The sequence below is a fragment of the Erythrobacter sp. R86502 genome (assembly GCF_042466465.1).
In the GTDB taxonomy this organism is placed as follows: Bacteria; Pseudomonadota; Alphaproteobacteria; order Sphingomonadales; family Sphingomonadaceae; genus Erythrobacter.
Genome location: NZ_JAXHCJ010000002.1, coordinates 71,395 through 93,987, shown reverse-complemented (window position 1 = coordinate 93,987; position 22,593 = coordinate 71,395). Strand labels below are relative to the sequence as shown.

25 protein-coding genes are annotated in these 22,593 nt (G+C 60.0%); 18 read left to right on the top strand and 7 right to left on the bottom strand.

Going from position 1 to position 22,593, the window contains the following annotated elements; genetic code table 11:
• Positions 1-50: 50 nt before the first annotated feature.
• Entirely contained in the window at positions 51-680 is a 630-nt protein-coding gene (locus SJY33_RS14920) for a toprim domain-containing protein (protein ID WP_379923700.1), read from the bottom strand.
• A 311-nt stretch (positions 681-991) separates the two neighbouring features.
• Between SJY33_RS14920 and SJY33_RS14915 the strand changes: the two genes are divergently transcribed.
• Positions 992-1,927, top strand: coding sequence for a lytic transglycosylase domain-containing protein (locus SJY33_RS14915; RefSeq protein WP_379923699.1), 936 nt, complete (start codon positions 992-994; stop codon positions 1,925-1,927).
• Here SJY33_RS14915 and SJY33_RS14910 read toward each other — a convergent pair.
• The 6 genes from SJY33_RS14910 to SJY33_RS14885 all read right to left on the bottom strand — a co-directional run bounded on the left by SJY33_RS14910 (position 1,894) and on the right by SJY33_RS14885 (position 7,563).
• Entirely contained in the window at positions 1,894-2,169 is a 276-nt protein-coding gene (locus tag SJY33_RS14910; protein WP_379923698.1) for a hypothetical protein, read from the bottom strand. The genes SJY33_RS14915 and SJY33_RS14910 overlap by 34 nt on opposite strands.
• A 119-nt stretch (positions 2,170-2,288) precedes the next feature.
• Positions 2,289-2,555 carry a WGR domain-containing protein gene (locus SJY33_RS14905; RefSeq protein WP_379923697.1) on the bottom strand — a complete coding sequence of 89 codons (267 nt, stop codon included), beginning with the start codon at positions 2,553-2,555 and terminating at the stop codon, positions 2,289-2,291.
• Positions 2,556-3,194: 639 nt separating this feature from the next.
• Entirely contained in the window at positions 3,195-4,430 is a 1,236-nt protein-coding gene (locus SJY33_RS14900; protein ID WP_379923696.1) for a replication initiator protein A, read from the bottom strand.
• 118 nt (positions 4,431-4,548) lie between these two features.
• Positions 4,549-5,604, bottom strand: coding sequence for a ParB/RepB/Spo0J family partition protein (locus SJY33_RS14895; protein ID WP_379923694.1), 1,056 nt, complete (start codon positions 5,602-5,604; stop codon positions 4,549-4,551).
• Between the two features lie 80 nt (positions 5,605-5,684).
• Positions 5,685-6,887 carry an AAA family ATPase gene (locus SJY33_RS14890; protein ID WP_379923693.1) on the bottom strand — a complete coding sequence of 401 codons (1,203 nt, stop codon included), beginning with the start codon at positions 6,885-6,887 and terminating at the stop codon, positions 5,685-5,687.
• A gap of 187 nt (positions 6,888-7,074) precedes the next feature.
• Entirely contained in the window at positions 7,075-7,563 is a 489-nt protein-coding gene (locus SJY33_RS14885) for a hypothetical protein (RefSeq protein WP_379923692.1), read from the bottom strand.
• A gap of 557 nt (positions 7,564-8,120) precedes the next feature.
• Here SJY33_RS14885 and SJY33_RS14880 point away from each other — a divergent pair.
• The 17 genes from SJY33_RS14880 to SJY33_RS14800 all read left to right on the top strand — a co-directional run bounded on the left by SJY33_RS14880 (position 8,121) and on the right by SJY33_RS14800 (position 22,589).
• Entirely contained in the window at positions 8,121-8,396 is a 276-nt protein-coding gene (locus SJY33_RS14880; RefSeq protein ID WP_379923757.1) for a hypothetical protein, read from the top strand.
• Between the two features lie 34 nt (positions 8,397-8,430).
• Positions 8,431-8,715 carry a type IV conjugative transfer system protein TraL gene (traL, locus tag SJY33_RS14875; protein ID WP_379923690.1) on the top strand — a complete coding sequence of 95 codons (285 nt, stop codon included), beginning with the start codon at positions 8,431-8,433 and terminating at the stop codon, positions 8,713-8,715.
• 1 nt (position 8,716) lies between these two features.
• The gene (locus tag SJY33_RS14870) at positions 8,717-9,295 is read left to right on the top strand and encodes a type IV conjugative transfer system protein TraE (RefSeq protein ID WP_379923689.1); all 579 of its coding nucleotides are present in this window, start codon (positions 8,717-8,719) and stop codon (positions 9,293-9,295) included.
• Positions 9,292-10,116: a type-F conjugative transfer system secretin TraK gene (locus tag SJY33_RS14865; RefSeq protein ID WP_379923688.1), complete on the top strand. Its 825-nt coding sequence runs from the start codon at positions 9,292-9,294 to the stop codon at positions 10,114-10,116. Before SJY33_RS14870 ends, SJY33_RS14865 begins: the two co-directional genes overlap by 4 nt.
• Positions 10,113-11,414, top strand: a complete 1,302-nt coding sequence (locus tag SJY33_RS14860; RefSeq protein WP_379923687.1) for a TrbI/VirB10 family protein — start codon at positions 10,113-10,115, stop codon at positions 11,412-11,414. Before SJY33_RS14865 ends, SJY33_RS14860 begins: the two co-directional genes overlap by 4 nt.
• 69 nt (positions 11,415-11,483) lie before the next feature.
• Positions 11,484-12,260 carry a DsbC family protein gene (locus SJY33_RS14855; protein ID WP_379923686.1) on the top strand — a complete coding sequence of 259 codons (777 nt, stop codon included), beginning with the start codon at positions 11,484-11,486 and terminating at the stop codon, positions 12,258-12,260.
• 1 nt (position 12,261) lies between these two features.
• Positions 12,262-12,999: a conjugal transfer protein gene (locus SJY33_RS14850; protein WP_379923685.1), complete on the top strand. Its 738-nt coding sequence runs from the start codon at positions 12,262-12,264 to the stop codon at positions 12,997-12,999.
• 3 nt (positions 13,000-13,002) lie between these two features.
• A complete protein-coding gene (gene traC / locus SJY33_RS14845; RefSeq protein ID WP_379923684.1) occupies positions 13,003-15,561 on the top strand; it encodes a type IV secretion system protein TraC in 2,559 nt (852 codons plus the stop codon).
• On the top strand, positions 15,558-15,986 hold the full coding sequence (locus SJY33_RS14840) for a hypothetical protein (protein WP_379923682.1): 429 nt from the start codon (positions 15,558-15,560) through the stop codon (positions 15,984-15,986). Before traC ends, SJY33_RS14840 begins: the two co-directional genes overlap by 4 nt.
• A gap of 2 nt (positions 15,987-15,988) precedes the next feature.
• Positions 15,989-16,588 carry a TrbI F-type domain-containing protein gene (locus tag SJY33_RS14835; RefSeq protein WP_379923680.1) on the top strand — a complete coding sequence of 200 codons (600 nt, stop codon included), beginning with the start codon at positions 15,989-15,991 and terminating at the stop codon, positions 16,586-16,588.
• A gap of 161 nt (positions 16,589-16,749) precedes the next feature.
• Positions 16,750-17,274 (top strand): S26 family signal peptidase, encoded by a 525-nt coding sequence (locus SJY33_RS14830; RefSeq protein WP_379923678.1) that lies wholly within the window; start codon positions 16,750-16,752, stop codon positions 17,272-17,274.
• The gene (gene traW / locus SJY33_RS14825; protein ID WP_379923676.1) at positions 17,271-17,927 is read left to right on the top strand and encodes a type-F conjugative transfer system protein TraW; all 657 of its coding nucleotides are present in this window, start codon (positions 17,271-17,273) and stop codon (positions 17,925-17,927) included. The genes SJY33_RS14830 and traW overlap by 4 nt, the downstream gene beginning before the upstream one ends.
• Positions 17,924-18,202 carry a hypothetical protein gene (locus SJY33_RS14820; RefSeq protein ID WP_379923675.1) on the top strand — a complete coding sequence of 93 codons (279 nt, stop codon included), beginning with the start codon at positions 17,924-17,926 and terminating at the stop codon, positions 18,200-18,202. Before traW ends, SJY33_RS14820 begins: the two co-directional genes overlap by 4 nt.
• Positions 18,199-19,215 (top strand): conjugal transfer pilus assembly protein TraU, encoded by a 1,017-nt coding sequence (gene traU / locus SJY33_RS14815; protein ID WP_379923673.1) that lies wholly within the window; start codon positions 18,199-18,201, stop codon positions 19,213-19,215. The genes SJY33_RS14820 and traU overlap by 4 nt, the downstream gene beginning before the upstream one ends.
• A 10-nt stretch (positions 19,216-19,225) precedes the next feature.
• Positions 19,226-19,972: a type-F conjugative transfer system pilin assembly protein TrbC gene (trbC, locus tag SJY33_RS14810; protein ID WP_379923672.1), complete on the top strand. Its 747-nt coding sequence runs from the start codon at positions 19,226-19,228 to the stop codon at positions 19,970-19,972.
• Positions 19,973-20,289: 317 nt separating this feature from the next.
• Complete coding sequence (locus SJY33_RS14805; protein WP_379923671.1) at positions 20,290-22,002, top strand: conjugal transfer protein TraN; 1,713 nt, start codon at positions 20,290-20,292, stop codon at positions 22,000-22,002.
• Positions 22,002-22,589 (top strand): hypothetical protein, encoded by a 588-nt coding sequence (locus SJY33_RS14800; RefSeq protein WP_379923670.1) that lies wholly within the window; start codon positions 22,002-22,004, stop codon positions 22,587-22,589. The genes SJY33_RS14805 and SJY33_RS14800 overlap by 1 nt, the downstream gene beginning before the upstream one ends.
• The last annotated feature ends 4 nt before the right edge of the window (positions 22,590-22,593 follow it).

Below are 22,593 nucleotides of genomic sequence, written 5' to 3'. Positions count from 1 at the left end.
TTCGGCTCGCCTCATCACGGACAAGCCAAATACTCACCTCCCCCTCCCCTTTAATGGTGTCTCGGGACCGCTGCCCAGTCTTCGTAACCTACGGGCGGTGCCATGCGCCGGATCGTCAGCCCTTCGCGGGCGTGGGCATCGGCGGCTTTGATACTCGCTCGCCTCCCTTCGGGATCATTGTCTTCGGCAATGATCAACTCTTCGATCCCCTGAGGAAGGCGCACGAGATCGAGCCTCTCGGCCCCGAGCGAGGACCAAGTCGGGATTCCATGAAGTTCGGCAAAACGGGCGGCGGTCTCGAATCCCTCTGCAAGTGCCAGATTTTTGCCGGGGCGACGGCCCTGCCAGCTGCCGGCTTGCGGGTTTCCGATCATGAGCTTGGAGCGGTAGCCCTGCCCTCCCCGTTTGAGGTAGATCCGTTGGACTGCCACAATTCCTTGGCCCTGGCGTACCCCGACGAGCAAGGCGGGCTCGAACATGGTATCGGGATTTCTGCCTCGTGGACACCGGGGATGATAACGCAGGTCTTCGTGCTCTTCGGAAATGCCGCGGTAACGGCAATAGGCCTCGCCCCAGGTGTTCGCGAGCTTGCGGCCTTGCGACCAAAGGTTGCGCGCGATCGCGGTGGAGTCGAATGGGCGTGCAGGACCGTCCGGGAAGCCGTATTTCTTGCCCGGCACGACGGATGCGAGCTCCCGCAACACATCAGCCGGATCACATCCGGCAAAGCAATGGACAAGGATGTCGTGGTTGCCCTCCCTCAGCGATAAGCTGGGAGTGGCATCTGCATGGGCAGGGCATCGGCACATGGCGCTGTACCCTGACCAGCTGCCGCCAAGCGCTCCCACGATATCGACCAGGCGCTGTGAAGGGGGTTTGGCAATAAGGGGCATGGCAATTCCTTTCGAGTTCTCCCTCCCCTCCCCCCTTTCCTTTGTCCCGGATCCGACGTTGGACGGCCCAGCAACGCAAGACGGAATTTTTTTCCCAATTGACTCTGAGTGTTAGCAGGGGATGCTCAGCCCTTTGCAGGAGCAAGGTCATGCCTTTTCGTTCCATCATCGGGAGCCTGTTCATCGTAGCGTTTCATCCGGCGGCTACGGCGCAGGAGGTCGAGCTTATAGAATTCGGTGGCGCCCCGCCCCTGGGCTTTGTCATCCATGTTGGCCCGGAGACAGATCCGGTCGATCAAACGACTATCCGCGAGGAGCCCGATCTGACAACGACCCTTGCCGCCGACTTTGCCGGGATTGGCGCAGGCCATCCAAGTGATGCTGTCCCTCCAGCGACAGCCATCGATGTTCCTCAATGGATGCAGAGCGGTCTTGCACCCTCAACCATCCTGCCGGCACTCTTCCTTTCGCCGATGTCCATGGGTGGCTGCGGAGATGCCCAGTACAGACCTCGAAATGATCTTCCTGCGGCAACTGAGCAGCGACGGCTGCAGTATTTTCCGTTGATCGCCGCTATCGCCTGCCAGGAGAAGATTCCGGTTGGCCTGTTCGACGCACTGATCTGGCAGGAAAGCCGGTATCAGGTCCTTGCCCGCTCGCCCAAGGGAGCTATCGGCCTTGCCCAACTGATGCCGGGAACCGCACGGGAGCTTGGCGTTGCCGATCCGTGGGACGTCATTCAAAATTTGCGCGGCGGCGCGCGTTATCTCCGGATGCAGATTGAAGAGTTCGGCCGATATGACCTCGCGCTGGCAGCGTATAATGCAGGGCCCGGGAGGGTCCGGGCGACGCGGAGCATTCCGCGTATCCGCGAAACGATCGACTATGTCCGCACAATCACCGCAGCCTGGGCCGACGCAGAGCAGCGCGGCCCGACCCGTTTCGCTGGGTCCTCCACTATTCCGACACTTGGCAGTCCCCAAAGGGCGTCCGTGGCTGACTACACATCAACAAGTGTGGCAAATCCCAGATGATGGGCTAACAGGATCGCCGTCAGCATGATCACTGGCGTGCCTGAGAGATAATTGATCTGCCAGCGCCACCATAGTTTCGGGACGGCGAAGACCCGTCCTCTCCAGTCGCTGAATTCGAGCACGAGCAAGCCCAGGCGAAGGTCATAGATGGTTTTCACGGCAGCCAGCACAGCGCAGAGCGCGACCATAAGCCCGACGCCGATGTAGAGAGCGAGCCAGGCATTGTAGGTCGCAATTGGCATGCGCAAAGCCTCCTGAATTTTTCACAGGGTAACACGAACTCAGCTTCTGGTATGCCGGAAATTACTGAGGGTCGAATGCTTGTAAGGTCGATGGTCGAGATCGCCCGCCGACCGAGCCATCAATCGATTTCGTTATAGACGACTCCGATGCGACGAAGGGAGCTCCTTCGCCGCTGACGAATGCACTTAGCGGCCACTTCCGCATCGCTTCTGTTCGCAAATGAGGCCGTAGCGCCCTTCCCCTTCGTACTTATCCGTCCCCAACGTCGCTCGACTGTTGTCCATCCGAATAAATCAGTGGCGACCCAGAGGTGATAATTGCGAGCAATGTTCCGTGAGGGGTCAATTGCCTGCCAATGCCATGACTGATCGTAAGGTCTTTCCATGCCTTATGCTGCCAGACCGATCATCGCAGGGTCCAATTGGAATTCTGAATCACTGTGCAGCCTGTGATTCAGAGGAACGATCGCACCTGGCTCTGTGACGAGGCGCGTGCCGACCCACGCCCGTTGGTCCTGTTTACTCCGCAGGGACCATCGTCAGCAGTGGCATCTGTCAGGGAGCAATCATCATACCGATCCAAAAAAGCTGTAAGCTTCCCGTTGGTTAGACGGGTTATATTTAAGTTAGATCAGTTAAGGCTGCGCTCCCGGGTCGCGACTCGTCGGATTCTCTTGGGAATTTCGGACATGCGGTTCCCAAAGTGTCGGCGATGTGTTCCTGATGTTCCGAATGTCTGTTCCCGAAAGACCGTGTCTTCGTTCCTGAAGTGTCGGAGGTTGTGGAAAGGCTGTTCCTAAAGTGTCGAAATCCCGTCTTATGGGGGTCAGGAGCGAGACAAATTGAATCATTATCGAGGCGAGGTCGGGAGAAGAGCTTCAATCTTGCCTTGGCGTTACCATTCGAGCGCATGCGTCTCTGATCGACACGACACATTTGGAACGCTTCGCACGCATGGGCCCTCACGCACTGAGCCTGCGCTGTTCAGTGGCGTCCGATTCTAGCGGTATTCACACACAGGTTGGTTATCTGCGCAGGTCGTGTTTGTGCTTCTCGTGATGGCGCTTAACCCAACCGATGAAGGCCTTCTGCCAGCTCGCAGGCGTCCGTGCTGGGTCCGCGTTCACCCATGCCTCGAATTCGGCATGGAGAGCGTAGAGGTCCCAGCCCGGGCATTTCTCACGTAGATAGGCGATGGTTTCATCCGTTATCAGCCCGCGCGTCGCTTTGTCGGACAAGCCAACGACAGCGGATCGAACAAGAGTACGGGCGTCAAAAAACAGCGGGGTCTCCCCCTGGGGAGACTCGGCGGCTGTTGTCTCTGGATCTTTCAATTTAACTGCCCGAGTTGGTTCTGGTTTGAGCGCCTCTGATACTGGGGCAGACCCACTTTCGTGCGCCTCATTCTCAGCGGAGCTACCTGCCAAGTCAGTGAGCCGAATCATTCTGAGAAGTGGCTCTGCCCCCCTTCCCTCCTCGATGACAAGCCGATAGCCCGGCAGGATATTTTTCTCAGCGAGCTTGAGAATCTCGAATTTGAAGCGGCGATACTCACCCTCGGCCCCCGATTTCTCGAACAGAACGGGCATAGAGATCGCAAATCCTGCTTGGCCGGCACCGCCTGCATGCTTGCGGGCGACGCGGTAGAGCCAGCGCTCACGGCCGCCTGTGATATCGAAATAAGCGCGGTCGATGCTGAGCACACCGCCCTTCATCATCACACCTTCCCAAAACCAGTTGGATAGCTCGAGCGTCATGCCACGGCTTCTCTCGGTCTTTTCGTCCACTAGCTGGGTCCAGCCATCGAGCCAGCTAAAGGTGGCCTCTCTGCGGTTCTCGGCGCGAATGTTGGTCTTGATCGTTGTCGAGACGAGGCGATCTAGCGCCTGTCCGAGAAGCTCGTAGGCGCGGCCAGTCGTGGGCCTTCCGATTGCACGGAGTAGATCGTAGGGCATGATGTGGAGCTTTCGGGGCACATCGTTCACCCCGCGCCGGGACATATCAGTCAGTTGGCTGGCGCAATAAATCAGAATGTCGGCGTCCCAGATTGTGGCCATGCCGTAATCGGGGTTGGCACTCACATGCACCCAAAGCTTGCCGTCCGGCGCAGTGTATTCGATTGGTTTGGTCCGTTTGCGTTTCGCGAGCGAAAAGAAGGGGCGCTCCATCATCTCGCGTTGGTCACGCAGCGGCATGTCTGCGAGGTAGGGCAGGAAGAGGTCGAATTGCTCGGGAACGCGCTTCTTGATTGCCTGCGTCATTGGGAATTGCCCCCTTCGCCGCAGAAATTATTCCCCGGGGAATAATTCGACTGAGCATTATTCCCCGGGGAATAATCAGGCGATCGCGTGACGCTGATTGATAAGGGCAGGGGGGTGGTCATCTCTTAAGTCCCCCGCCGTCTGCGGCGAGTGTCTCAAGCAGCAGCTTCACCTTCGCCAGTAGCTCGTCATCGGAAAGGCCGTGCCCGGCGTGCAGGCACAGGGTTACACCTTGCCGGTTCGCACGCTGCAGGCTTACCGCTGGGCGGTCGTGCGCTCCATTCAAGACGATCTCGCGGCTCTCTGGTGGAGCTTGATCTGCTGTCAGCAGAGCCTTGATGACGTCCTGGGCAGGGAAGGGGGGCTTCCCCTCCTTTTGCAGCTGCGCCTGCATGGCTGCCAAATCCTTGGCGGCCCTCTGGATCGCTGCCGCTCTCTTTGAGTCGCCCAATGCCTGCGCGAGTGGGTAGGCTGGCTTAAGCTGGACGTCGGCGGGAGACGCAAAAGCTGCAACGACTGCGTCGGGTATTGTTGCAACCTTGATCATCTTTGAAAGCCAGCTTTGCGAGAGCTTGAGCCGTTCAGCCATCCGAGACTGGTGATTGCCGTAATGGGCTTTTAGCGCAGCGGCATAGTTCCGGGCTCTTTCGAGATCAGAGACATCCTTGCGGGCGCGATTTTCGATGTCTGCCAGGCGGAAAGCCGCCTCGTCGTCGAGATCCGCAACCTGTGCGAGAAACTTCATGTCCGGATAGGAATTCTGGCGAAGCCAGGAAATTGACCAGTGTCGGCGCGTGCCTGCGATGACCTCGAACTCGAACGCAGGATCGCCTTCCACCCTGCGGACAATAGCAGGGACCTTCTGGCCCCCTTCGGCGACGATAGCGTCGATCAGTTCGCGGCAATTTTCTTCATGGAGATGATTATAGGAGCGCGCGTTGCCCGCCCATGGGCGTACGCGCGCGGGGTCCAGCGCAATCTGTGTGACCTGCCTGACTTCGCCGCTGGCCACCCGGGCGAGGGCGCTCTCGCGTCCAAGAAGTGAATTTCTGCGGGCCCTGTCTGTACGCGGAGTAGGCACGCCTTCGGGCTGGCCTGTAGTCGCTTCTGCCTCCTGGCCGTCGATCTCATCTGCCAGCAATGCGGTCAGATAATCCTTTTGCTTCTTTGCCATCGTAGGCCTCTCATTGTGCCGTCAGTGGCGGCGCGATGTGGTTCCGAGCGCACAATTTTGACCCGAGAAATGCTGTTGCCTCAACCATTGACGAGGAGGGCTTCATCAATGGCCTGGATCCGTCCCCAGCCTTGCCGCACAAGTTGCTCAACCTGTCCGAGAGCTTCGTCGAGGTTAGACCTGCATCGCTTGTGCGTCCGTGACGTGCCGATAGGCTTCTCCAGTTCGTAGATCGTCATCATGCGCAGTGCAGCGTGACTGATTTCGGCGCTCTCGAGGATGGGAACGGGCAGCAGGGCGGGACCGAAGGCCTGCTCCATGATGGCGCGCACCATTTCGTGGCTCGGATCACCGCTGTCGAACTTTGAGCATAGGAGCCGAACGAAATTGTATTCCACCGCTACCCCGGCTTCGATCAGCTGATCAATCACCTGATCCATCATTGAGAGGAATTGCACCGTCGAGCAGAAGTCCGGCGTGGTTGCCGCAAGGGGTACCAACAGCGAGTTCGCTGCTTGCATGACTGCAAGTGAAATCGTTCCTAGCGCCGGAGGCGGATCGAGGATCACGACGTCATAATTTCGGGCAAGATCGGTCAGACCCTGCTTCAATTTGCGAAAGCGCGCGGCAAGGACATTCTGGCCGTCTGCTCCCGAGGCTGCGAGCTCGTATTCCACGTCGAAGAGTTCGAGGTTCGACGGGATCAGGTCGACGTTTGGCCAAGGCGTGTTCTTAACCGCGTACAGAAGGTCCGCTTGCGTCGGATCAATCGACAGATACGGGTAAAGGGTCTCTTCCCTCGTAATGTTGAAGTGTGGATTGAACCCAAACAGGGTCGTGGTCGTAGCCTGACTGTCGCAATCAACGACGAGGACGCGGTAGCCCTGAACTGCGAAGTAGTGCGCGAGGTGAGTGGTGACGGTCGATTTGCCGACGCCGCCCTTGAAGTTCTGGACGGCGATCATGGCGGGCGTGTCTTCGGGGCCGCGGGCGGGACTTGCGTCGAGCACTTGCCGCATGAGGAGTATGTCCTCGACTGTGTAGCCGAGACGCCGTCCGTTCTCGCCTGACGGAGGAGGGGGGAGCCTGCCGTCCTCTTCGGCCATTCGGATCCTGTTGGTTGAACATCCGAGCAGCTGCGCTGTCTCAGCAATTCCGAATCGGATATGGAGACCCTTGCGGCTGTCAGGCAGGAAAGCCTTGCGACGAAGCCGCTCGATCATGCGTTCGCCTGCTTCAGCGAGATCGCCAATCTGACCCACCACTGAATCTGAATATGCCATTGGGGAGGTCCTTGAAGGTTTTCTAGGCTCCAATTAACGGAAAGCCTCCAAATCAGCAACCCGAGCGTTCAAGGCATTCAAATTTGGGGTAGAGCTTGTCAGAACCTGTTTTGGGCAATCTTCGCGATGTTTGACCCAAAGCCAAAGCGGTCCGTTCTCAGACTGCACCTTGACCCGGCGACCGAGATTAGGACTGCGATCGTCTCCCCAGATGGTTTAAGGCGGGAATGATTGCTGTGATGCGACTTGTGACCTCGCAGCCGGCTTGGCCAGCGACACTGCTGATGGTCTGCTCCGAAAAGGCTGCAAACAACGCCTTATGCTCCGGATTGATGTCTTCATCGATCAGGGTCAGCAACTCCTGCACGAAGCACATTGATGCATGGCAGACATGTTTGAAAGCCGGGTCAAAATAGAGCATCCCATTGCCCACTATCTCGATGGCCATGAAAAGCCGCACCCGATCGAGCTCGAAGAGGTCAATCAGCTGATGCCTGAGATCAGCACAGATGTTCGCTCGCCCGTTCTTAACTTTGCTGATCAGGCTTGGCCCTCTGCCCGTCGCCATGGCCACCTGCTTGTTCGTCATTCCGTTGCGCCGCCAGGCCTCTTCCAGCACCAGACGATATTGCCCGAAGCGAGCGAATCGGCGTTCTTCGTTCCAACCTTTGTCCATAGCGTTTGCGACCCCCTGGTTATTGAAGAAACCCCGAGCGCAGATGCGTTGTTCTGGCACTCGGAGATGGCGACAAAAACAGAAAATTTGCGCGGTCGACCTGAGAAATATCGGATCGCAAGCGACTCTATTAACTAAACAGCCCTTCGAGTTGTCAAGCTTTAATGATCTCGACTAGGCAGTTTGCCTCATGCGCAACATGCTGCGGCGAAGTCGACTCGGCACGACACATCCGGTCAGGCTGATGCCGTGATGGGAAATTAATTGATTCCCAGAGGAAAAAAATTCCATGGCGGAGGAGCGAAGTTCCCGCGTTGGCGAAAATTCCTGCCATGCGTCGCAATCTGTTTCCCTCAAAAGATATCGAAATTCCTCTAATGAGGAAAACAATTGACGAGTTGCGACGAACCGAGTGCAAGTAAATCATATTTCACTTGAAGCATTAATTCGTTTCCCATTTTCTAAACAGGGTTCCGCAATCCCGTGGGGCCTTGGAATGGGGAACTGCAATGAATGCAATCTCGATGAAGCAGGGTCTGTCGCTGAACACGATCCTCATGGCGCTGGCGGTCTTCGCTGTCGTCAGTCTCCTGACCATCAGTGCCGCCTACGCCGGTGCTGACACCACCTTCAACACCGCGCTGACCACCTTCACGGACTTCCTCGAAGGTTCGGGCGGTCGGATCATCACCGTCATGAGCCTTGCCGGCGGCCTCGTGGCGCTCGGTTCGGGTCGCTTCAGCCTCGCCCAGGTCGCCGTTCCGGTCGCCGTCGGCGTCGGCGCCGGCACCGGTGTGCCGATCGTCACCTCGACCGTCACCGCGACGATCTGAGGCGGGGTGCAACAAAGGGGAGGGTGGCAAGCAAATGGATCGGTACAGCATTCCTTCGCATCTCGACGATCCCGAACTTATCGGGTTCTGGACGCTGGATGAGTTCCTCGCGATGGCGATTCCGTTCATCTGGGGCATTCTGACGCAGCACGTCGTGATCGGATTGGTGCTGGCAGTGTTTGGATGGTGGGGCTTCCGCAAGCTCAAAGCCGGCCGGGCCACATCGTGGGTATTCCACATGGCCTACTGGTACCTGCCGTCAAGCTTCACCGGTCTGAAGGCGACGCCGCCCTCCCATCTTCGTTTGATGGTGGGCTGACATGGATCATTCCTACGGATTGGCGCAATCGCAGCGTGTGCTCAAGCAGCGCAACATGCTTGGCATCACCGCTCTGACGCTGGCGGGTCTTTTGGTGCTCGTATTGATCTTCGGTTTCACACGGGACCGGGAGATCGTGCTTCAACCGGTCCTGCGCAGTCCGTTGATCATCTCTTCGAGTGGTGTCTCGGAGGACTATCTGGAAATGGTGACGCGCGATACCGCGCTCATCGCGCTCAACCGCAGTCCCGAGAACCTCAACTACTGGATGGAATCCATCCTCGAGATTGCCGCGCCCGAGGCCCACGGGGCGCTCAAGCGCGACCTCATGAAGGTCATCAAGGAGCAGGGCAATTCGAGCATCAGCCAGTATTTTACGATCGGGTCCATCCGGGTTGATCCCGACACTCTCACATCAGAGGTGTCGGGCACGCTTCACACGGTCGTTGGCTCAAAGGCCGTAACCGCCGAGCACAAGCGCTTTCGCTTCACCTGGAAATATTCGGGACTGTCTCTGCAGCTGGTGGGCTTCGGCATGATCTCCAAGGTCGAAGGTCAGGATCAAGGGGAAGAGGCATGATCACGCCTTTTGCATTCGGGTTGTTCGCCAGCGGCATGGCGCTCTTTTCGCGTCCGATCTGCATCAGCAGTCGGGCCGTCGGAACCGGTCTTGTCGCAGCGGGCGTTCTCTTCATGGCATCGCCAGCTTTCGCAGACGAGACGTTGCTCGCCACCGATAACAGTGAGGTGGCCTGTACCATTTCGAAGTCCGGTCTGACCCGTGTGAGTCTCAAGGATGATCGCTTTGCAAGCGTGTCCAAGCTCACCACCGGCAGTGAGACCGACGATTTCACCGTCGTGAACGAGCCGACGCGCGGCGACATCTACATCTCGGTGCCCGAAGGATTCAGTAGGGAAGAGGTTTCGTTCTTCGGCACCACGGCCAAGGGCTTCGTCTACAAATTCGCCTGCCGTCTTGAGGGCGAGCGCGCCCATCAGGTGTTCGTCGAGAATCGGGATATCCTCGGCGAGCAACCGGCCGAGCTTGCGCGCGCTTTGTCGCCCGAGGAAACCTCGGCCTCGCTCGTTCAGGCAATGTACCAGGGACAGGCTATGGACGGGTTCGAAATCCGCCAACCGTCGATGAACGCGGTGATGGTGGGTCCGCTCAAGGTTCAGATGATAACCGAATATCGCGGCCTCAACCTTGTCGGCCGTGTGCTCAGGATCGAGAACACTGGGAAGGTCGCTGTTGCCCTGAACGAGCAGACCATTGCTCCCAGCAACGCCATCGCGGTCAGCGTCGCAAAGCACGAGCTTGCCAGCGATGAAGTGACCACAGCCTACATCATCACACCATCGGGCCAGATCGCGGCCAGTTCCGTGGGAGGACGTCCATGAATTTCACGAACCCGTTCAAGCGCAAGCCCAAGCAGCTCGATGCTGATGATACGGTTGATGTCGAGGAATTCGGCACCAATGATGCGGTCAAGAAGAAGCAGATGATGCTGATGACCGCCGCGGGCCTGGTCGCACTTGTCGCCGGCTCTGCCTACATCTTCGCTGACGACACGGCCGATGAGGCCAAGAAGGTCGCAGATGCCGGCGAGATCAAGGTTTCGACCGACGACATGGTCAACAGGAACATGGGCCAGCAGGAATGGCAGGCCCAGTCCGAGGCGCAGATTCAGGGGATCGAGAACCAGCTGCGCGGCGTCGAGGGCCAGGACCAGCGGCTCGATGCACTGCAGGCTCAAATCGCGGCGCTCCAAGCCGAGAACCAGTCGATGGCGACGGATGGCCAACGCGTGGTCAGCGCCTACCAGACCGAGAATGACCAGCTGCGCCAGCAGCTCGCCCAGCGTGCGGCGGCGCCGATCCCGCCCCAAAGCATGTATGGTCCCAACGGCCCCGCGGCCGGCCGTGGTTCGCCGCAGGGCGAGGCAGGGGCTGCCGCCGCAGCTGCCGTGGCCGGCTCTCTCTACAGCCCCCGCTCGATTAAGCTCGTTTCTTTCGAAGGCGGCCCGTCGGGCACCGGAACCCGGATCAGTGGCGGCTCCACGAGTTACACCGACAGCCCGAATTATCTTCCCCCGAACTCCATCGCCAAGGCGCGCGTTATCGTCGGGGTCGATGCTTCGGCAGGTGTCAATTCGCAGACCGATCCCTTGCCGGTTGTCCTGCGTATCACCGGCCCGGCCCGGTCGGTTTATCGCGATGGCAAGTTGCTCACGACTAAGATCGAAGGGTGTCTGATCAACGGCGCTGCGCGCGGAGACCTCTCAAGCGAGAAGGTCTATGTGAAACTGCAGCGCATGACCTGTCCCCAGGCCAATGGGCGCTATGCTGTCTCCGACGTCAAGGGTTTCATCAGTTTCGGCGGCAAGACCGGAGTGCGCGGGAGAGTGGTGAGCCGCGAGGGCGGGCTTGCGACACAAGCGTTTTTCGCTGGCCTCGTCAGCGGCGTCGGCAATGCATTTCAAGGTGCAAACCAGATCCCGCGCATCGCGCAGGATCCGACGCTTCCTTCGGCTTCGGATGTCGGCATTCAGGCGATCGGTGGCGGTGCAGCCAACGCGGGCGGGACCTTGTCGCAATATCTGATCGAGCGCGCTGAACAATATCAACCCGTCATCGAGATGCCGACCGGGATCGAGGTCGAGATCGTCTTCCTCGAGGGCGTTTTCATCCAGAACTGAGCACATCCGCGCCGCGCGGAGTGAAGGAGTTTGGTTATGTTCAATACCACGAATGTCGCGATCGCATCGATGTCGCTCATGCTTGGGGCCAGCGCCGTGGGCAGTTCGCCCGATGTGCTGTCACTGCTCAAGACACGGTTGCCCAAAACCGAGGTTACCGCTGTCGACTGTAGCCGCATTGCCGGACTGTGCGAAGTCACCGCGAAGGAGAACCTGTTCTATGTCGATGGCAGCGCGCGCTATCTTATCATTGGGCGCGTCTACGACATGGAAACCCGGCAGGATCTGACGGCCGCGCGCCTTCTCGAACTAAACCCCGATATGCTGGTCGGCGGGGCCGCCAAAGCCAATGCGCTCGCCAATGCCGGTGAGGCGGAGGACGCACGGGGCGGGAGAGGTTCTCGCAGTGAGCGCACCGTTTCGCAGCAGGTCGCCCAGAAGGTCGACCTCTCCTCGCTCTCTGACGCGGGAGCGATTGTCTGGGGGAAGGGCGGGCAGAAGGTCACGGTCTTCTCGGATTTTCAGTGCGGCTACTGCCGCGCTTTGAGCCGCGAGCTTGAGCAGATGAACGTCACTGTGATCGAGCGCCCGATTTCGGTGCTTGGCAGCCGGGACATCGCCGACCGCGTGCTTTGTGCGCGCGATCCGCAGGAGGCTGTTCGCGCCGCGTACGCGCAGATGCCGGTCAAGTCATCCAGCTGTGACACCCGCGGACTCGATGAAAACGAGGCCTTCGCCCGCCAGCATGGATTTTCCGGAACGCCGGTGCTCGTCCGCTCGGATGGCGCCGTTCTTGAAGGTTACCGGCCGAAGGCGGCCCTCATTGCCTGGCTGAAGGGAGCGTAAGATGAAGCGTAAGTCTTTGCCCGATGTGATTTGCCTCCCTCACGGGTCTGCTGCCAATTGGCGTCCTCCGGTGACGAGACGCAAGATGGCTGGGTTGGCCGCCGGCGTCGTCTTTCTTGCCGGTTGCACGACGTTCGGCACGAACATCAATGGCAAGTTCAACTGCGGCCCTGCGGGCGAGGGCTCCTGTGCCCCGGCCACCGTCATCGATGACCGCGCACTTGCTGAGATCACTGGCGATGCCAGCTACGTCCCTGCAGGGCCCTATCGAGCGCCTGTTCGCGAGATGCAGCCCGGCACCGTGGCACTTGCCTCTGCGACGCAGACCGTCGTTATGCCCGGTCAGCAAAAGGTCCTTCGGATCGTGTTTCCTGCGCACGTCGATCGCGCCGGCCGTTACCACGAAACCAGTGTCGTCAATGCGGTGGTCGACAACGGCGCCTGGATGCAGGCCAGTGCCCCGCTCGGTGCTTCTCTGGCCCAGACGGTCAATCTGACGGTCAATCCGGAGATCCTCTCACAGCTTGGCGACGATCTTAGCGTCGGAGGTCAGGCAGCAGGTGGCGGGACGTCGCGCATCAGTATGAATGATCGCGGAGTTCCTTCGGCTGAAGCTGTCGCTGCCGCGCGAGCGCGCGCTGTGGCCAAGTCTGCCAAAACTGCGTCAGGTGGCGATTCCGCTCCTGTCGATGCTCCGGCGAACCGCCCGCAGTCCTTCAACCCGGTCGTGGAGGAATAGGCGATGCCCGCTGCGAGCAAGAAAAGCTGGTTCGCCCGCCTGTTCGGAGACGAGCATGCGCCCGACGAGGGGACACCCGGCCACGGCGCTCCAATGCTGGCGCATTGGCTTCCCTATCGCAGCTTCGATCCGAAGACCGAGATCTTCTATCAGACCGATTCGATTGCTTTTGCTCTGGAGGTCGCACCCCTGATCGGTGCCGACGAGCGCACCGGCGAGATCCTCGCGCAATTCCTGTCCGAGGCGCTGCCTTCTTGCTCGCGGTTGCAGATTTTGTCGTTTCAGAGTCCGCGGGTCGGCCGGACCATCGCGCGCTATGCCTTGCCACGGTATGCCGCCGGCGGTGTGCACAAGAAGATCGCCGAGCACCGCTCGCGGATGCTGGGGCATGGGGCGTGGAATTCGCTTGCGCATGATGGGCCTTTCCACGTTCGCCAACACCGCTGCGTCATCTCGGTCTCCTTCAAGCTCGGGAAGGGGACTGTTGAGGAACTCATTACTGTGCGCGATTCGATCACGGCGCTGCTCCAGTCGATCAATGTCGATGTAAGCCGCTATTCGCCGGTCGAACTCATCGCTCTGATCGACGACCTTACCGCGCCTGCTTTCGACGTCTCCGACCACGTCGAGGATTATTGCGAGCTCGATCCGATCGCCGACCAATGCGTGCGGCGCGATGTCCAGACGGCTGTGCAGGCCGACCGCATTCTCGTGTCTTGCAAGCCTCTTCGCGCGGTGACGACGCTGGGCGGGGACACCGAGTTCGAGGAAATTCGCCCGGATGCTTTCGATTACCGGTTCTTTTCGGTGCGAAATCTGCCGGTGCGTTGGGCCCCATGGGATTGCCAGAAGGTCATCGGGGACATGTTTGCTGACAAGCTGCGGCCAGGCTGCCCGACCATGACCAGTCTGTGCATCGTCTATCAGGACGAGGAGGCTGCGAACTCAAAGGCGGGCTACAAGCACATGCGCACGACCAGCCTTGCCGATACGCCCTCGGCCCGCCTGCTCCCGCAGCTGAAGGATCAGAGCGAAGAGTGGCGGCACGTCACAGAGGAGCTCCGCCGGGGTCGCAAGCTGGTGCAGGTCTACTACACGGTCGGAATGATGAGCCCGAAGGGGAAGGGCGATGCCAACGAGCGCACCATCAAGTCGATCTACAAGGCGGCCGGTTGGGACCTGCTCGACGAACGCTTCCTCCAGATCATGGCATTCATGTCATGCCTGCCGATGACGCTCGGCAACGGGCTCGATGTCGATCTAAAGCGCATGAAGCGGCTGCGTACCATGCTCACCACAACCGCTGCCAACCTTGCCCCGCTGCAGGGTGAGTTTCTCGGAGGCGCCAAGCCGCACCTGATGTTTATCGGGCGCCGCGGCCAGCCCTTCTTCTGGTCACCCTTCGAGAACAGCGCCGGCAACCACAATGTGGCGGTGTTCGGCAAATCGGGGTCCGGTAAGTCAGTGGCGCTTCAGGAGTTGTGTGCTGCCTTTGCCGGGATCGGTGCCAGGATCATCGTGATCGACGATGGTCGTTCCTTCGAACACATGTCCAAGATGCTGGGCGGCAAATTCGTCGAGTTCCGGCTGCGCGACGGGTTCAGTCTCAACCCCTTCTCAATGATCGACGCCGGGCTGATCGACAGCGACGAGGATTACCTTGTCGATGCGCTCGCCATGCTCAAATCCATTATCGGCCAGATGGCGCGGCACGTCGATCACCTGAGCGATACCGAGCGCGGCCTCATCGACAATGCGGTGGGGCAAGCCTGGCATGCCAAGGGCAGGGATGGCTCGATCGATGACGTTATCGAGGTTCTTGTGTCCCATGGCAGTGTCGCGGCCGAGGATCTCGCGACCGCCATGTTCCCGTTCTCCTCGAAGGGCACCTATGGCCGGTTCTTCATGGGCGAGGCGACGGTCGACATGTCGTCCGACTTCACCGTCTTTGAGCTTTCCGACCTGTCGAGCCGCGAGGAACTGCGCTCGGTTGTTTTAACCGCGATCATGTTCCTGTCTTCGCAGAGCATGCGCAAGATCAACCGCGAGATCCCCAAGGCCCTGCTGATCGACGAGGCCTGGCAGATGCTGCGCGGCGGATCGATGGCTGATTTTGTCGAGACCTACAGCCGCACCTGCCGCAAGTATGGAGCCTCGCTCATCACCGCGACCCAGTCGCTCAATGACTACTACAAGTCGGAAGGTTCGCTGGCTGCGCTCGAGAACTCCGACTGGTCCGTGATTCTTCAGCAGAAGCCCGAGACCATCGCGGATTTCCAGAAGCATGGCCGCTTCGACATGGACTCGTACACTGAAGCGCTCCTTCGTTCTCTGAAGCGCAGCGGCACGGATTACTCGGACGTGATGATCAAGGGTCCCGACACCCTGGCGGTCGGTCGCCTTGTGCTCGATCCCTATTCGGCGACCCTCTACTCGTCCTCGCCGGCCGTGTTCGGGCGCATCGAGCGACTGATGGAAGAGGGTTTTACAATGGATGAGGCGATCGAGATGGTCGCCTTCCCCCATCTTGATCGTGAGATGATGCGGGAGGCAGCGGAATGAACGCGCTTCTCCCTCACCGCCTCCACCGGGCATCGCGGCTTGCCGCCCCGGGAATCATTCCGTTGGCTGTCGAATCCAAGGCGCGGAACGACAATGCAGAACCAACGCCGCCGCTCCGCGCCATTCTCGCTGACCTGTGCTATTTTGCGCTTCGCATCTCGGCATGGCTGGCGCTCACATCTCTTGCGACGCTTGGCCTCTACACCGTGTTCTTCATGGCTTTGGGTGCATTCTCGGCCGAAGGCTTCTTCGCTCATCTGGCCAATCTGTCCGTTCGCTTTGGCGATGCCGAGCCTGCCCGCCGGGCGCTGTTCGTCCGCCAGCTCTCGGTTGTCACACTCGTTCTCTTCCTGACTGTCAGCGCTGCCCGGTATCGGTCGCTTGCAGCCGTCTTCTCCGCCGCCGCATCCCAGCGAAAGGATTGACCATGTCCGAGCAGCTCACCCTGATTCCGCCTGCGGTGCAGACGCACACAGCGCCTTCTTCGTTCGCGGATGGCAACCACAATGATCCGCATGCCGCGAATGGCCGCCCGCATGCGGAGTCGTCGGCGCCGTTCGCACGTCGTTCGGTTTCTCGCAGCAAGGGTCTCCCGCCCGCCACCTTCCTGTTTGCAGGTCTCGCGGTCGCCGTTCTCTTGTGGGGCGCCTGGGTCACAAAGAACATCGTCGATCCTGCGGTGGTCAAGGCTCCAATTGCCAGCGTCAGGCTTGAACAGATCATCGGTGAGTATGTTCAGGCGCAGGCGAGGAGCAACACGCCCCCCGAGATCGTAACACAGCAGACCCAGGCCTTCATGGCCGCTCTCGGCGAAGAGCTGAAGGCGCGCGGCGCCGATGGGACCACGGTCATGGTCGGCGAAGCTGTTCTCTCGCAGAACGTGCCCGACATCACGGCCGATGTGCGTAACGCGATCTATGCCAAAGTTCCCCCGCCTGCCGCGGCAGCATCCGCTCCGCCCCCCGCGTACGCGCCGCAGCAGCAATTGCCTACGGGGCCGGCCGTTATGCCGGTCCCCGGACAGTAGATCGGGAAGGGGAGGGTCGCCGTCATGCGCACTTCGCCGATGTCATCCATCCGCGGATCTGTGTTGGCGGCGTCCCTTCTGCCTGTTTCCGCACTGTCGGGCTGCCTGCAGGCTGCGCGGGCGCCTGAAGCGACATCAACTGCTGGCTGGAGCATCGCTCAATGACTGCTTCGATCCCATCTCGCCGTCCTTCGGTTCTTGCCCGCTGGGCTATGATTGGCGTTCTCGCCGCTGGCATCGTCTCGCACAACGCGATCGCCGCATGGCAGGAAAGTCATTCCTTCATGATCAACGCGAGCGAGAGTCTACCCAACTGGGCTTTCTTCGTCAGCGCGGGCAAACAGCCGCATAGGGGCGATTACGTCTTCTTCGTCCCTCCGCCCGGTGAGATTGTCAGCCGTCACTTCGGGCCGGATCAGGGCCCTTTCGGCAAGCAGGTCATCGGTATGCCCGGGGCGCTGGTCGAGCATCGCGACGGATCGGTCTATGTCGACGGTGTAAAGGTTGCGCGAATCAAGCCGCGCACCCGTCTGGGCGAGCCGCTGCATCCGGGGCCGACGGGTGTTGTGCCGCGCGACTGCTACTATGTCGGGACCGATCATCCTGACGGGTTCGACAGCCGCTATGCCGAAATCGGTTTTGCCTGCCGCAAGGCGATCCTGGGCACAGGAACACCCATCCTGTGAGGGCCTGGCCGATCATCGCGACGGGCTTCACGCTTCTGAGTCTCACCACCGTCGCGCCGTTGGTGTCGATGGCTTTTGCGCGCGACCACGGTGTTATGGGCCAGACCTGGCCGATCGCTGAGCCTGATTTTCTGACGACGATCGATGCGAAGCTGAAGACGCTCGAGGGCAACGGCAGTATCGAACGGATGAAGCGCGAGCTCGTGGCCAAGACCGAGCAACGGGTGCGCAATCCTTTGCCGGTTGCCGGCATTTCAATGACTCGGAAGGATCGGCGCTGGATGTTTGATCCATCGATCGTGGTCGAGAACGATATCCGCGATCAGAAGGGGAATGTGATCGCTGCGCGTGGTGCAAGGGTCAACCCGCTCGCACTCATCGACATGCCCACCGATCTGGTGTTCGTCGACGGCCGCGATGCCGAGCAGCTCGCATGGGCAACGCAGAACTGGGCCGGCGACAAGGCCAAGATCATCTTCGTCTCTGGCTCTCCGTTCGACCGTATGGGCGAGTACAAACGTCGCTTCTTCTTCGACCAGCATGGCAAGCTGACAAGCCATTTCGGCATCGTCCATGTGCCAGCAGTGGTCGCCCAGAAGGGTCAACTGCTCGAGGTTCGAGAGATCGTTCTGCCAGCGAAGGGAGCATCATGATGCTCACTCTGTTTGATGTCCTTCGCACGCCAATGGCCGCACCCGAGACCCCAGGTATCAAACGCATGCGGATGACAATCCTGGTGCTCTGCTCTGCGCTGGTCGTCTCGATTGCCTCCATCGACCTATTGCGGGCTGTGATCGGGATCGGCGCTGGCGCTGTTGTGGGAGGGCTTCTCATTGTCCTCATGGTTCTCGTGCCTGTCTATTTTGTCGCCAAAACGCGCGCTGATGATGCGCATCTTGCGGCTTTGTTGGCGGAGACGGACCAATGATCCGCCGCTTTCTCCTTGGTCTGATCGCGCTTTTTGGGCTGTGCCTCGTGCCAGTCAGCGCATCGGCGCAGACCGCGCCTTCCAAATGTACGGGTAAGTTTGTCAATCCGGTGACCGACATCTGCTGGAGCTGCATTTTCCCGATCTCCCTGGGAGGCGCGAAGCTCTGGCCCGGGCGCCCCGACACCAACAATCCCGATCTGCCGATTTGCGCTTGTGGCACACCGATCCCTCGTATCGGTCTTGCGGTTGGCTTTTGGGAGCCGGCGCGGATGGTCGACGTGACCACCAAGCCCTGGTGCTTTCCCAACCTTGGCGGTTTGAAGCTCGATCCCGGGTTCGACATTGGCCGCGGCCAGGTGACACCACCGCAGATGGGGGGAGGGCGCGCAGCCAACACCGCCAATTACCATGCGCACTACTACGTCTACCCGCTGCTCTACTGGATGGAGATCCTGACCGATTTCCTGTGCTTTGAAGCAGCGAATTTCGACATCGCCTACATCACCGAAATCGATCCGCTTTGGAACGACGACACGCTGACCACCCTCATCAATCCTGAGGTTGCCCTCTTTGCCAATCCTATCGCGGTCGCTGCCTGCGCTGGGGACTGCGCAGCGGCAACCGCTCGCCTTCCGCTTGACGAGCTGTTCTGGTGTGATGGCTGCAACGGATCGATGTTCCCGATGAACGGCAACATTGCGACGCACAATTCGCCGGTTCAGTCGTCGCGGCTCGCTGCCGAACGTCTCCTCTTCAAGATGCACCGTCAGGGCCTTGCCTTTGGAACGGCGGGTTCGCGTGCGCTGTGCGGCAAATACATCATGCCGATCCTCAAGAAGTCGCAATACCGCATCCAGATGACCAATCCGATTGCGACGGTGAGCGGCAAATATGCCTGCTCCCCGATTGGGGCCTCGACCATGCCGCCGGATGCCGGCCGCAGCTATCCGGTGGGGGGCGAGGACTTCGGCTACCTTCTGTGGCGCAAACGCAATTGCTGCATGCTGTGAGGGGGACGAGATGACACGCAAATTTCTCATCACGCTCGCACTGATTGGCGGGTTTGCCGGCGTAGGGGCTGCGCTCGCCCAGACGGTCGATGGTCTCGATCTCGATGCAATCCGTGCTCGTGCTGCCGCACAGAGCGAGGATGCGGCAGTTCTCTCGGCCGAGGTCGCCCGGCGCGTCGAAGAGTACCGCCCCGACGCCGAAGCACTCGATGCTGCTGCCAGGCAGAAGGTGCAAGGTCTCGATCCCGCCGCGCTGCCCAAGGGCCCCCAAGGTGCGGTCGATTTTGACGAGATGATCGCTGCTGCCTCGGGCAACCTCGTGGACAATCGCGGGTCTGCCCCGCAGTTCATGGTCTTTGTCAGCCTTTCGATGCCTGAAGAGTCGCTGAAGACGATCATCGACCAGACGTCAGCCGCTGGCGGGTTCGTGGTGTTCAGGGGCTTTCCCAACAACTCGGTCAAGCAGTTCGTCGCCGGCATGAGCAAGATCGTCAGCAACGACGATCAGTTCGCGTCGATCGGGGTTGATCCCCGGCTGTTTCGTGCCTTCAATGTCCAGGCCGTTCCAACATATGTCGCTGTGTCGAGCGATTTTACGCCCTGTGATGGCCTCAGCTGTATCACCACGCCGCCGCCGTTCGACAGCATCAGTGGCAACGTGACTGTGCACTATGCGCTGGAGACCTTCGCTGAGGACAACGGCCCCGGTGCTCTGGTCGCGCGCACCGCGCTCGGCAATATCAGGGCTTCGAAATGAGGCGGGCGCTTGCCTCTGTTCTGGCCGGTGCCGCCTGCCTTTCGATAGCGGGTCCATTGCCTCTCTTTGCGCAGGCATCGCAGCCTGCGCCGGGTGGCGGCTTCTACGATCTCGACGATTACACCTACTTCCCGCAGCCTCAGCCGCAGCAGCGCTTTGAGCCGATCATCCCTATACTGCCTGACGATCCGATCCCGCCGTACGTCTCTGTCTTCCCGCAACCGCCGCAAACCCCGGCGCCTTCACCATCTCCCACTCCCACACCCGCGCCACCTCCGGGGAACCCGCCCCCAGCTGGCGGGGGCGGGGGAGGGTCTGTGCCAGTCGCGCCGTACGTCCCGGGCGGCCCACTTACGTTTCCTAAAGGAGACATCAGCGCTGCCAAGGCTGACGGGAAGACCTTCGTCACTGGCGCTCGAGCTGCCAGTGGTCAGATTTCGACGACCACGAACCTCACCGGCACCATTCCCGGCTATACGGGGCAGACGCTTCCGCAGGAAGCTCTGGCGGATGATCCTGATGGTTTGACGGCGCAGGGCGCAAGCGGCGCTCTGAGCAACGATGCGTGGCGTTTGGTGACCAATCCTGACCGGACAGTTGTCACGCTGGATGCCGATGGGCTTCTGCGCGCACAGGCTGTCGCTGAAGATCCCGACGCCTATCTGGCCGGGTCGACGCTCGGTTCGACCAATGGTCAATGCGCGCCGCTTCCCCCGAGTGGCGCAGGAACGGAGTATTACGAGGCGACATGTGAAGAGGGCGCGCAGCTGATCGAAGAGGCGCGAACCTGCCGAGTTCCCCTCGTAATCCAGACGGAGGGCTCTCAGTATTGGCAGTATCAATGCTATTCTGATGAACCTCAAGCTGGACGTCCCGTCTGCGCCCTTATCAACACAGCCCTCGAAAATGGTACGTGCAGCCTCATTGACCGCAGACGGATCGGCGAGACATGTTTGCAATGGGTAAGGCCCCCCAACAGGCGTCCATGGTGCGCTGAACCCGGCGAGCCTCTTTATCTCGAGGTTTGGTCATGTCCTGGACAGCTCCCGGGCGTGCCGGGCGGGGCTCTCGTTAATACCACGCGGATCGTCAGCGAAACGCGTGATGAAGGCCAGTGTCAGGCGGCGACCGAAGGGCTCACCTGCACGCAATCTGCCGAGGTTTGCACCGGCCAACCCGAGACGCGGATGATCAACGGTGTTGCAGTGACGCGGCCCTGTTGGGAGTGGGAGCGCACGTATCAGTGCAATGGGACGGGCCAAGCCACCGATTGCGGTGATATCGCCGACAATCCCCAATGCACTTTCGTTCGGGATGAATGTCTTGATGATCCCCAGGTAGGCGCGTGTCAGCTGACCACGAAGGTCTATCGTTGCCCTATTCCGGGCGGCGGAACCAGCGACCCCGCGCAGTATATCTGCGGAGATGATGTCTATTGCATCGATGGTGAATGCGAGCCCATCGAGCGCGAGGCTTCTACTGAGTTCAAGGATGCTCTGGTTGGCCTCCACACCCTCGGGCAAGCTAACGCTGAGTTCAATGAAGCGGATCTGACGCTATTTGCCGGCTCGAGAGAAACCTGCACCAAGAAGGTTTTCGGGCTTTCCAATTGCTGTTCGGGCAAGGGCGTTCCTCTGCTGACGCCGTTCCTGTGCAACGCAGCCGAGCGCGAGCTCGACAAGAAGGACGACAAGGGACTGTGCCACCGGGTCGGCTCTTATTGCTCGGACAGGGTTCTAGGCGTCTGCGTAACCCGAAAAGATGCATATTGTTGTTTTGAATCAAAGCTTAGCCGCATCCTTCAGCAGCAGGGACGCCAGCAAATCAACAAGCCGTGGGGCGCTCCCAAGAGCGAAACCTGCAAGGGCTTCACGCTCGATGAATTCTCACGTCTCGACCTCTCGGTGATGGATTTTTCCGAGGTCTACGCCGACTTCATCGACGCTGCCAAGCTCCCCGATGAATTGGACACGTCGCAGCAAATCCAGCAACGCATAGAGGACTACTTGCAGCAGCATGGACCACAGTAATGGAAACGATAACACCGCTCTCGAGCGGCCGCGCATTGCCCGACCTCAGCGTGGTCGAGTTTGCGATCATGATCGCTTTGATGCGCCTCGGTCCGCAGCCCGCCCCCGCTTTGCTGCCGACCTTATCGGATTGGTTCGGCTTTGCTATTTCGTTGAGTGCCATTCGCCCATCGGTGCGACGCCTCGAACACCTGGGTTATCTCACCACGCTGGAGGACGGCACACTTCGTACACGTCGCGCTTCGGCAGAGCCTGTGGCGCTGTCATTCACCGCGCTCATTCGAATCGTCGGGAGCGAGTTTGGTCGTGCTCTCAAGAAGGCCGACCCGCCGCTGTTGGCGCATATCATGAAGAAATCGGTGGAGGACGAGGCAGTCCTCGCCGAGGAAGCCCTGCGCAAGCGCCAGGGCAAGCCAAATCTGACCGATGCACAGCGCGAGGATATTCGCGATCACGCTCGGAAAGAAGCGCGCGAGGCGCGCTCGCAGGCGGCCGGGACGGACGTCGCGTCCGGGACCGTCAAACCGCCAAAGCGCAAAGCGAAGGGCAAGGGGCATCAAGCTTCGGACGACAGCAGCAAGGAGTGAGGCG

Bases quoted from the DNA above. Each gene is read 5' to 3' on its own strand.
- SJY33_RS14890 (WP_379923693.1), bottom strand. From the start codon at position 6,887: ATGGCATATTCAGATTCAGTGGTGGGTCAGATTGGCGATCTCGCTGAA.
- traL (WP_379923690.1), top strand. From the start codon at position 8,431: ATGGATCGGTACAGCATTCCTTCGCATCTCGACGATCCCGAACTTATC.
- SJY33_RS14865 (WP_379923688.1), top strand. From the start codon at position 9,292: ATGATCACGCCTTTTGCATTCGGGTTGTTCGCCAGCGGCATGGCGCTC.
- SJY33_RS14820 (WP_379923675.1), top strand. From the start codon at position 17,924: ATGATGCTCACTCTGTTTGATGTCCTTCGCACGCCAATGGCCGCACCC.
- trbC (WP_379923672.1), top strand. From the start codon at position 19,226: ATGACACGCAAATTTCTCATCACGCTCGCACTGATTGGCGGGTTTGCC.
- SJY33_RS14905 (WP_379923697.1), bottom strand. From the start codon at position 2,555: ATGGAAAGACCTTACGATCAGTCATGGCATTGGCAGGCAATTGACCCC.
- SJY33_RS14895 (WP_379923694.1), bottom strand. From the start codon at position 5,604: ATGGCAAAGAAGCAAAAGGATTATCTGACCGCATTGCTGGCAGATGAG.
- SJY33_RS14885 (WP_379923692.1), bottom strand. From the start codon at position 7,563: ATGGACAAAGGTTGGAACGAAGAACGCCGATTCGCTCGCTTCGGGCAA.
- traU (WP_379923673.1), top strand. From the start codon at position 18,199: ATGATCCGCCGCTTTCTCCTTGGTCTGATCGCGCTTTTTGGGCTGTGC.
- SJY33_RS14900 (WP_379923696.1), bottom strand. From the start codon at position 4,430: ATGACGCAGGCAATCAAGAAGCGCGTTCCCGAGCAATTCGACCTCTTC.
- SJY33_RS14800 (WP_379923670.1), top strand. From the start codon at position 22,002: ATGGAAACGATAACACCGCTCTCGAGCGGCCGCGCATTGCCCGACCTC.
- SJY33_RS14855 (WP_379923686.1), top strand. From the start codon at position 11,484: ATGTCGCTCATGCTTGGGGCCAGCGCCGTGGGCAGTTCGCCCGATGTG.
- SJY33_RS14835 (WP_379923680.1), top strand. From the start codon at position 15,989: ATGTCCGAGCAGCTCACCCTGATTCCGCCTGCGGTGCAGACGCACACA.
- SJY33_RS14850 (WP_379923685.1), top strand. From the start codon at position 12,262: ATGAAGCGTAAGTCTTTGCCCGATGTGATTTGCCTCCCTCACGGGTCT.
- traC (WP_379923684.1), top strand. From the start codon at position 13,003: ATGCCCGCTGCGAGCAAGAAAAGCTGGTTCGCCCGCCTGTTCGGAGAC.
- SJY33_RS14870 (WP_379923689.1), top strand. From the start codon at position 8,717: ATGGATCATTCCTACGGATTGGCGCAATCGCAGCGTGTGCTCAAGCAG.
- SJY33_RS14880 (WP_379923757.1), top strand. From the start codon at position 8,121: ATGGCGCTGGCGGTCTTCGCTGTCGTCAGTCTCCTGACCATCAGTGCC.
- SJY33_RS14860 (WP_379923687.1), top strand. From the start codon at position 10,113: ATGAATTTCACGAACCCGTTCAAGCGCAAGCCCAAGCAGCTCGATGCT.
- SJY33_RS14910 (WP_379923698.1), bottom strand. From the start codon at position 2,169: ATGCCAATTGCGACCTACAATGCCTGGCTCGCTCTCTACATCGGCGTC.
- SJY33_RS14830 (WP_379923678.1), top strand. From the start codon at position 16,750: ATGACTGCTTCGATCCCATCTCGCCGTCCTTCGGTTCTTGCCCGCTGG.
- SJY33_RS14840 (WP_379923682.1), top strand. From the start codon at position 15,558: ATGAACGCGCTTCTCCCTCACCGCCTCCACCGGGCATCGCGGCTTGCC.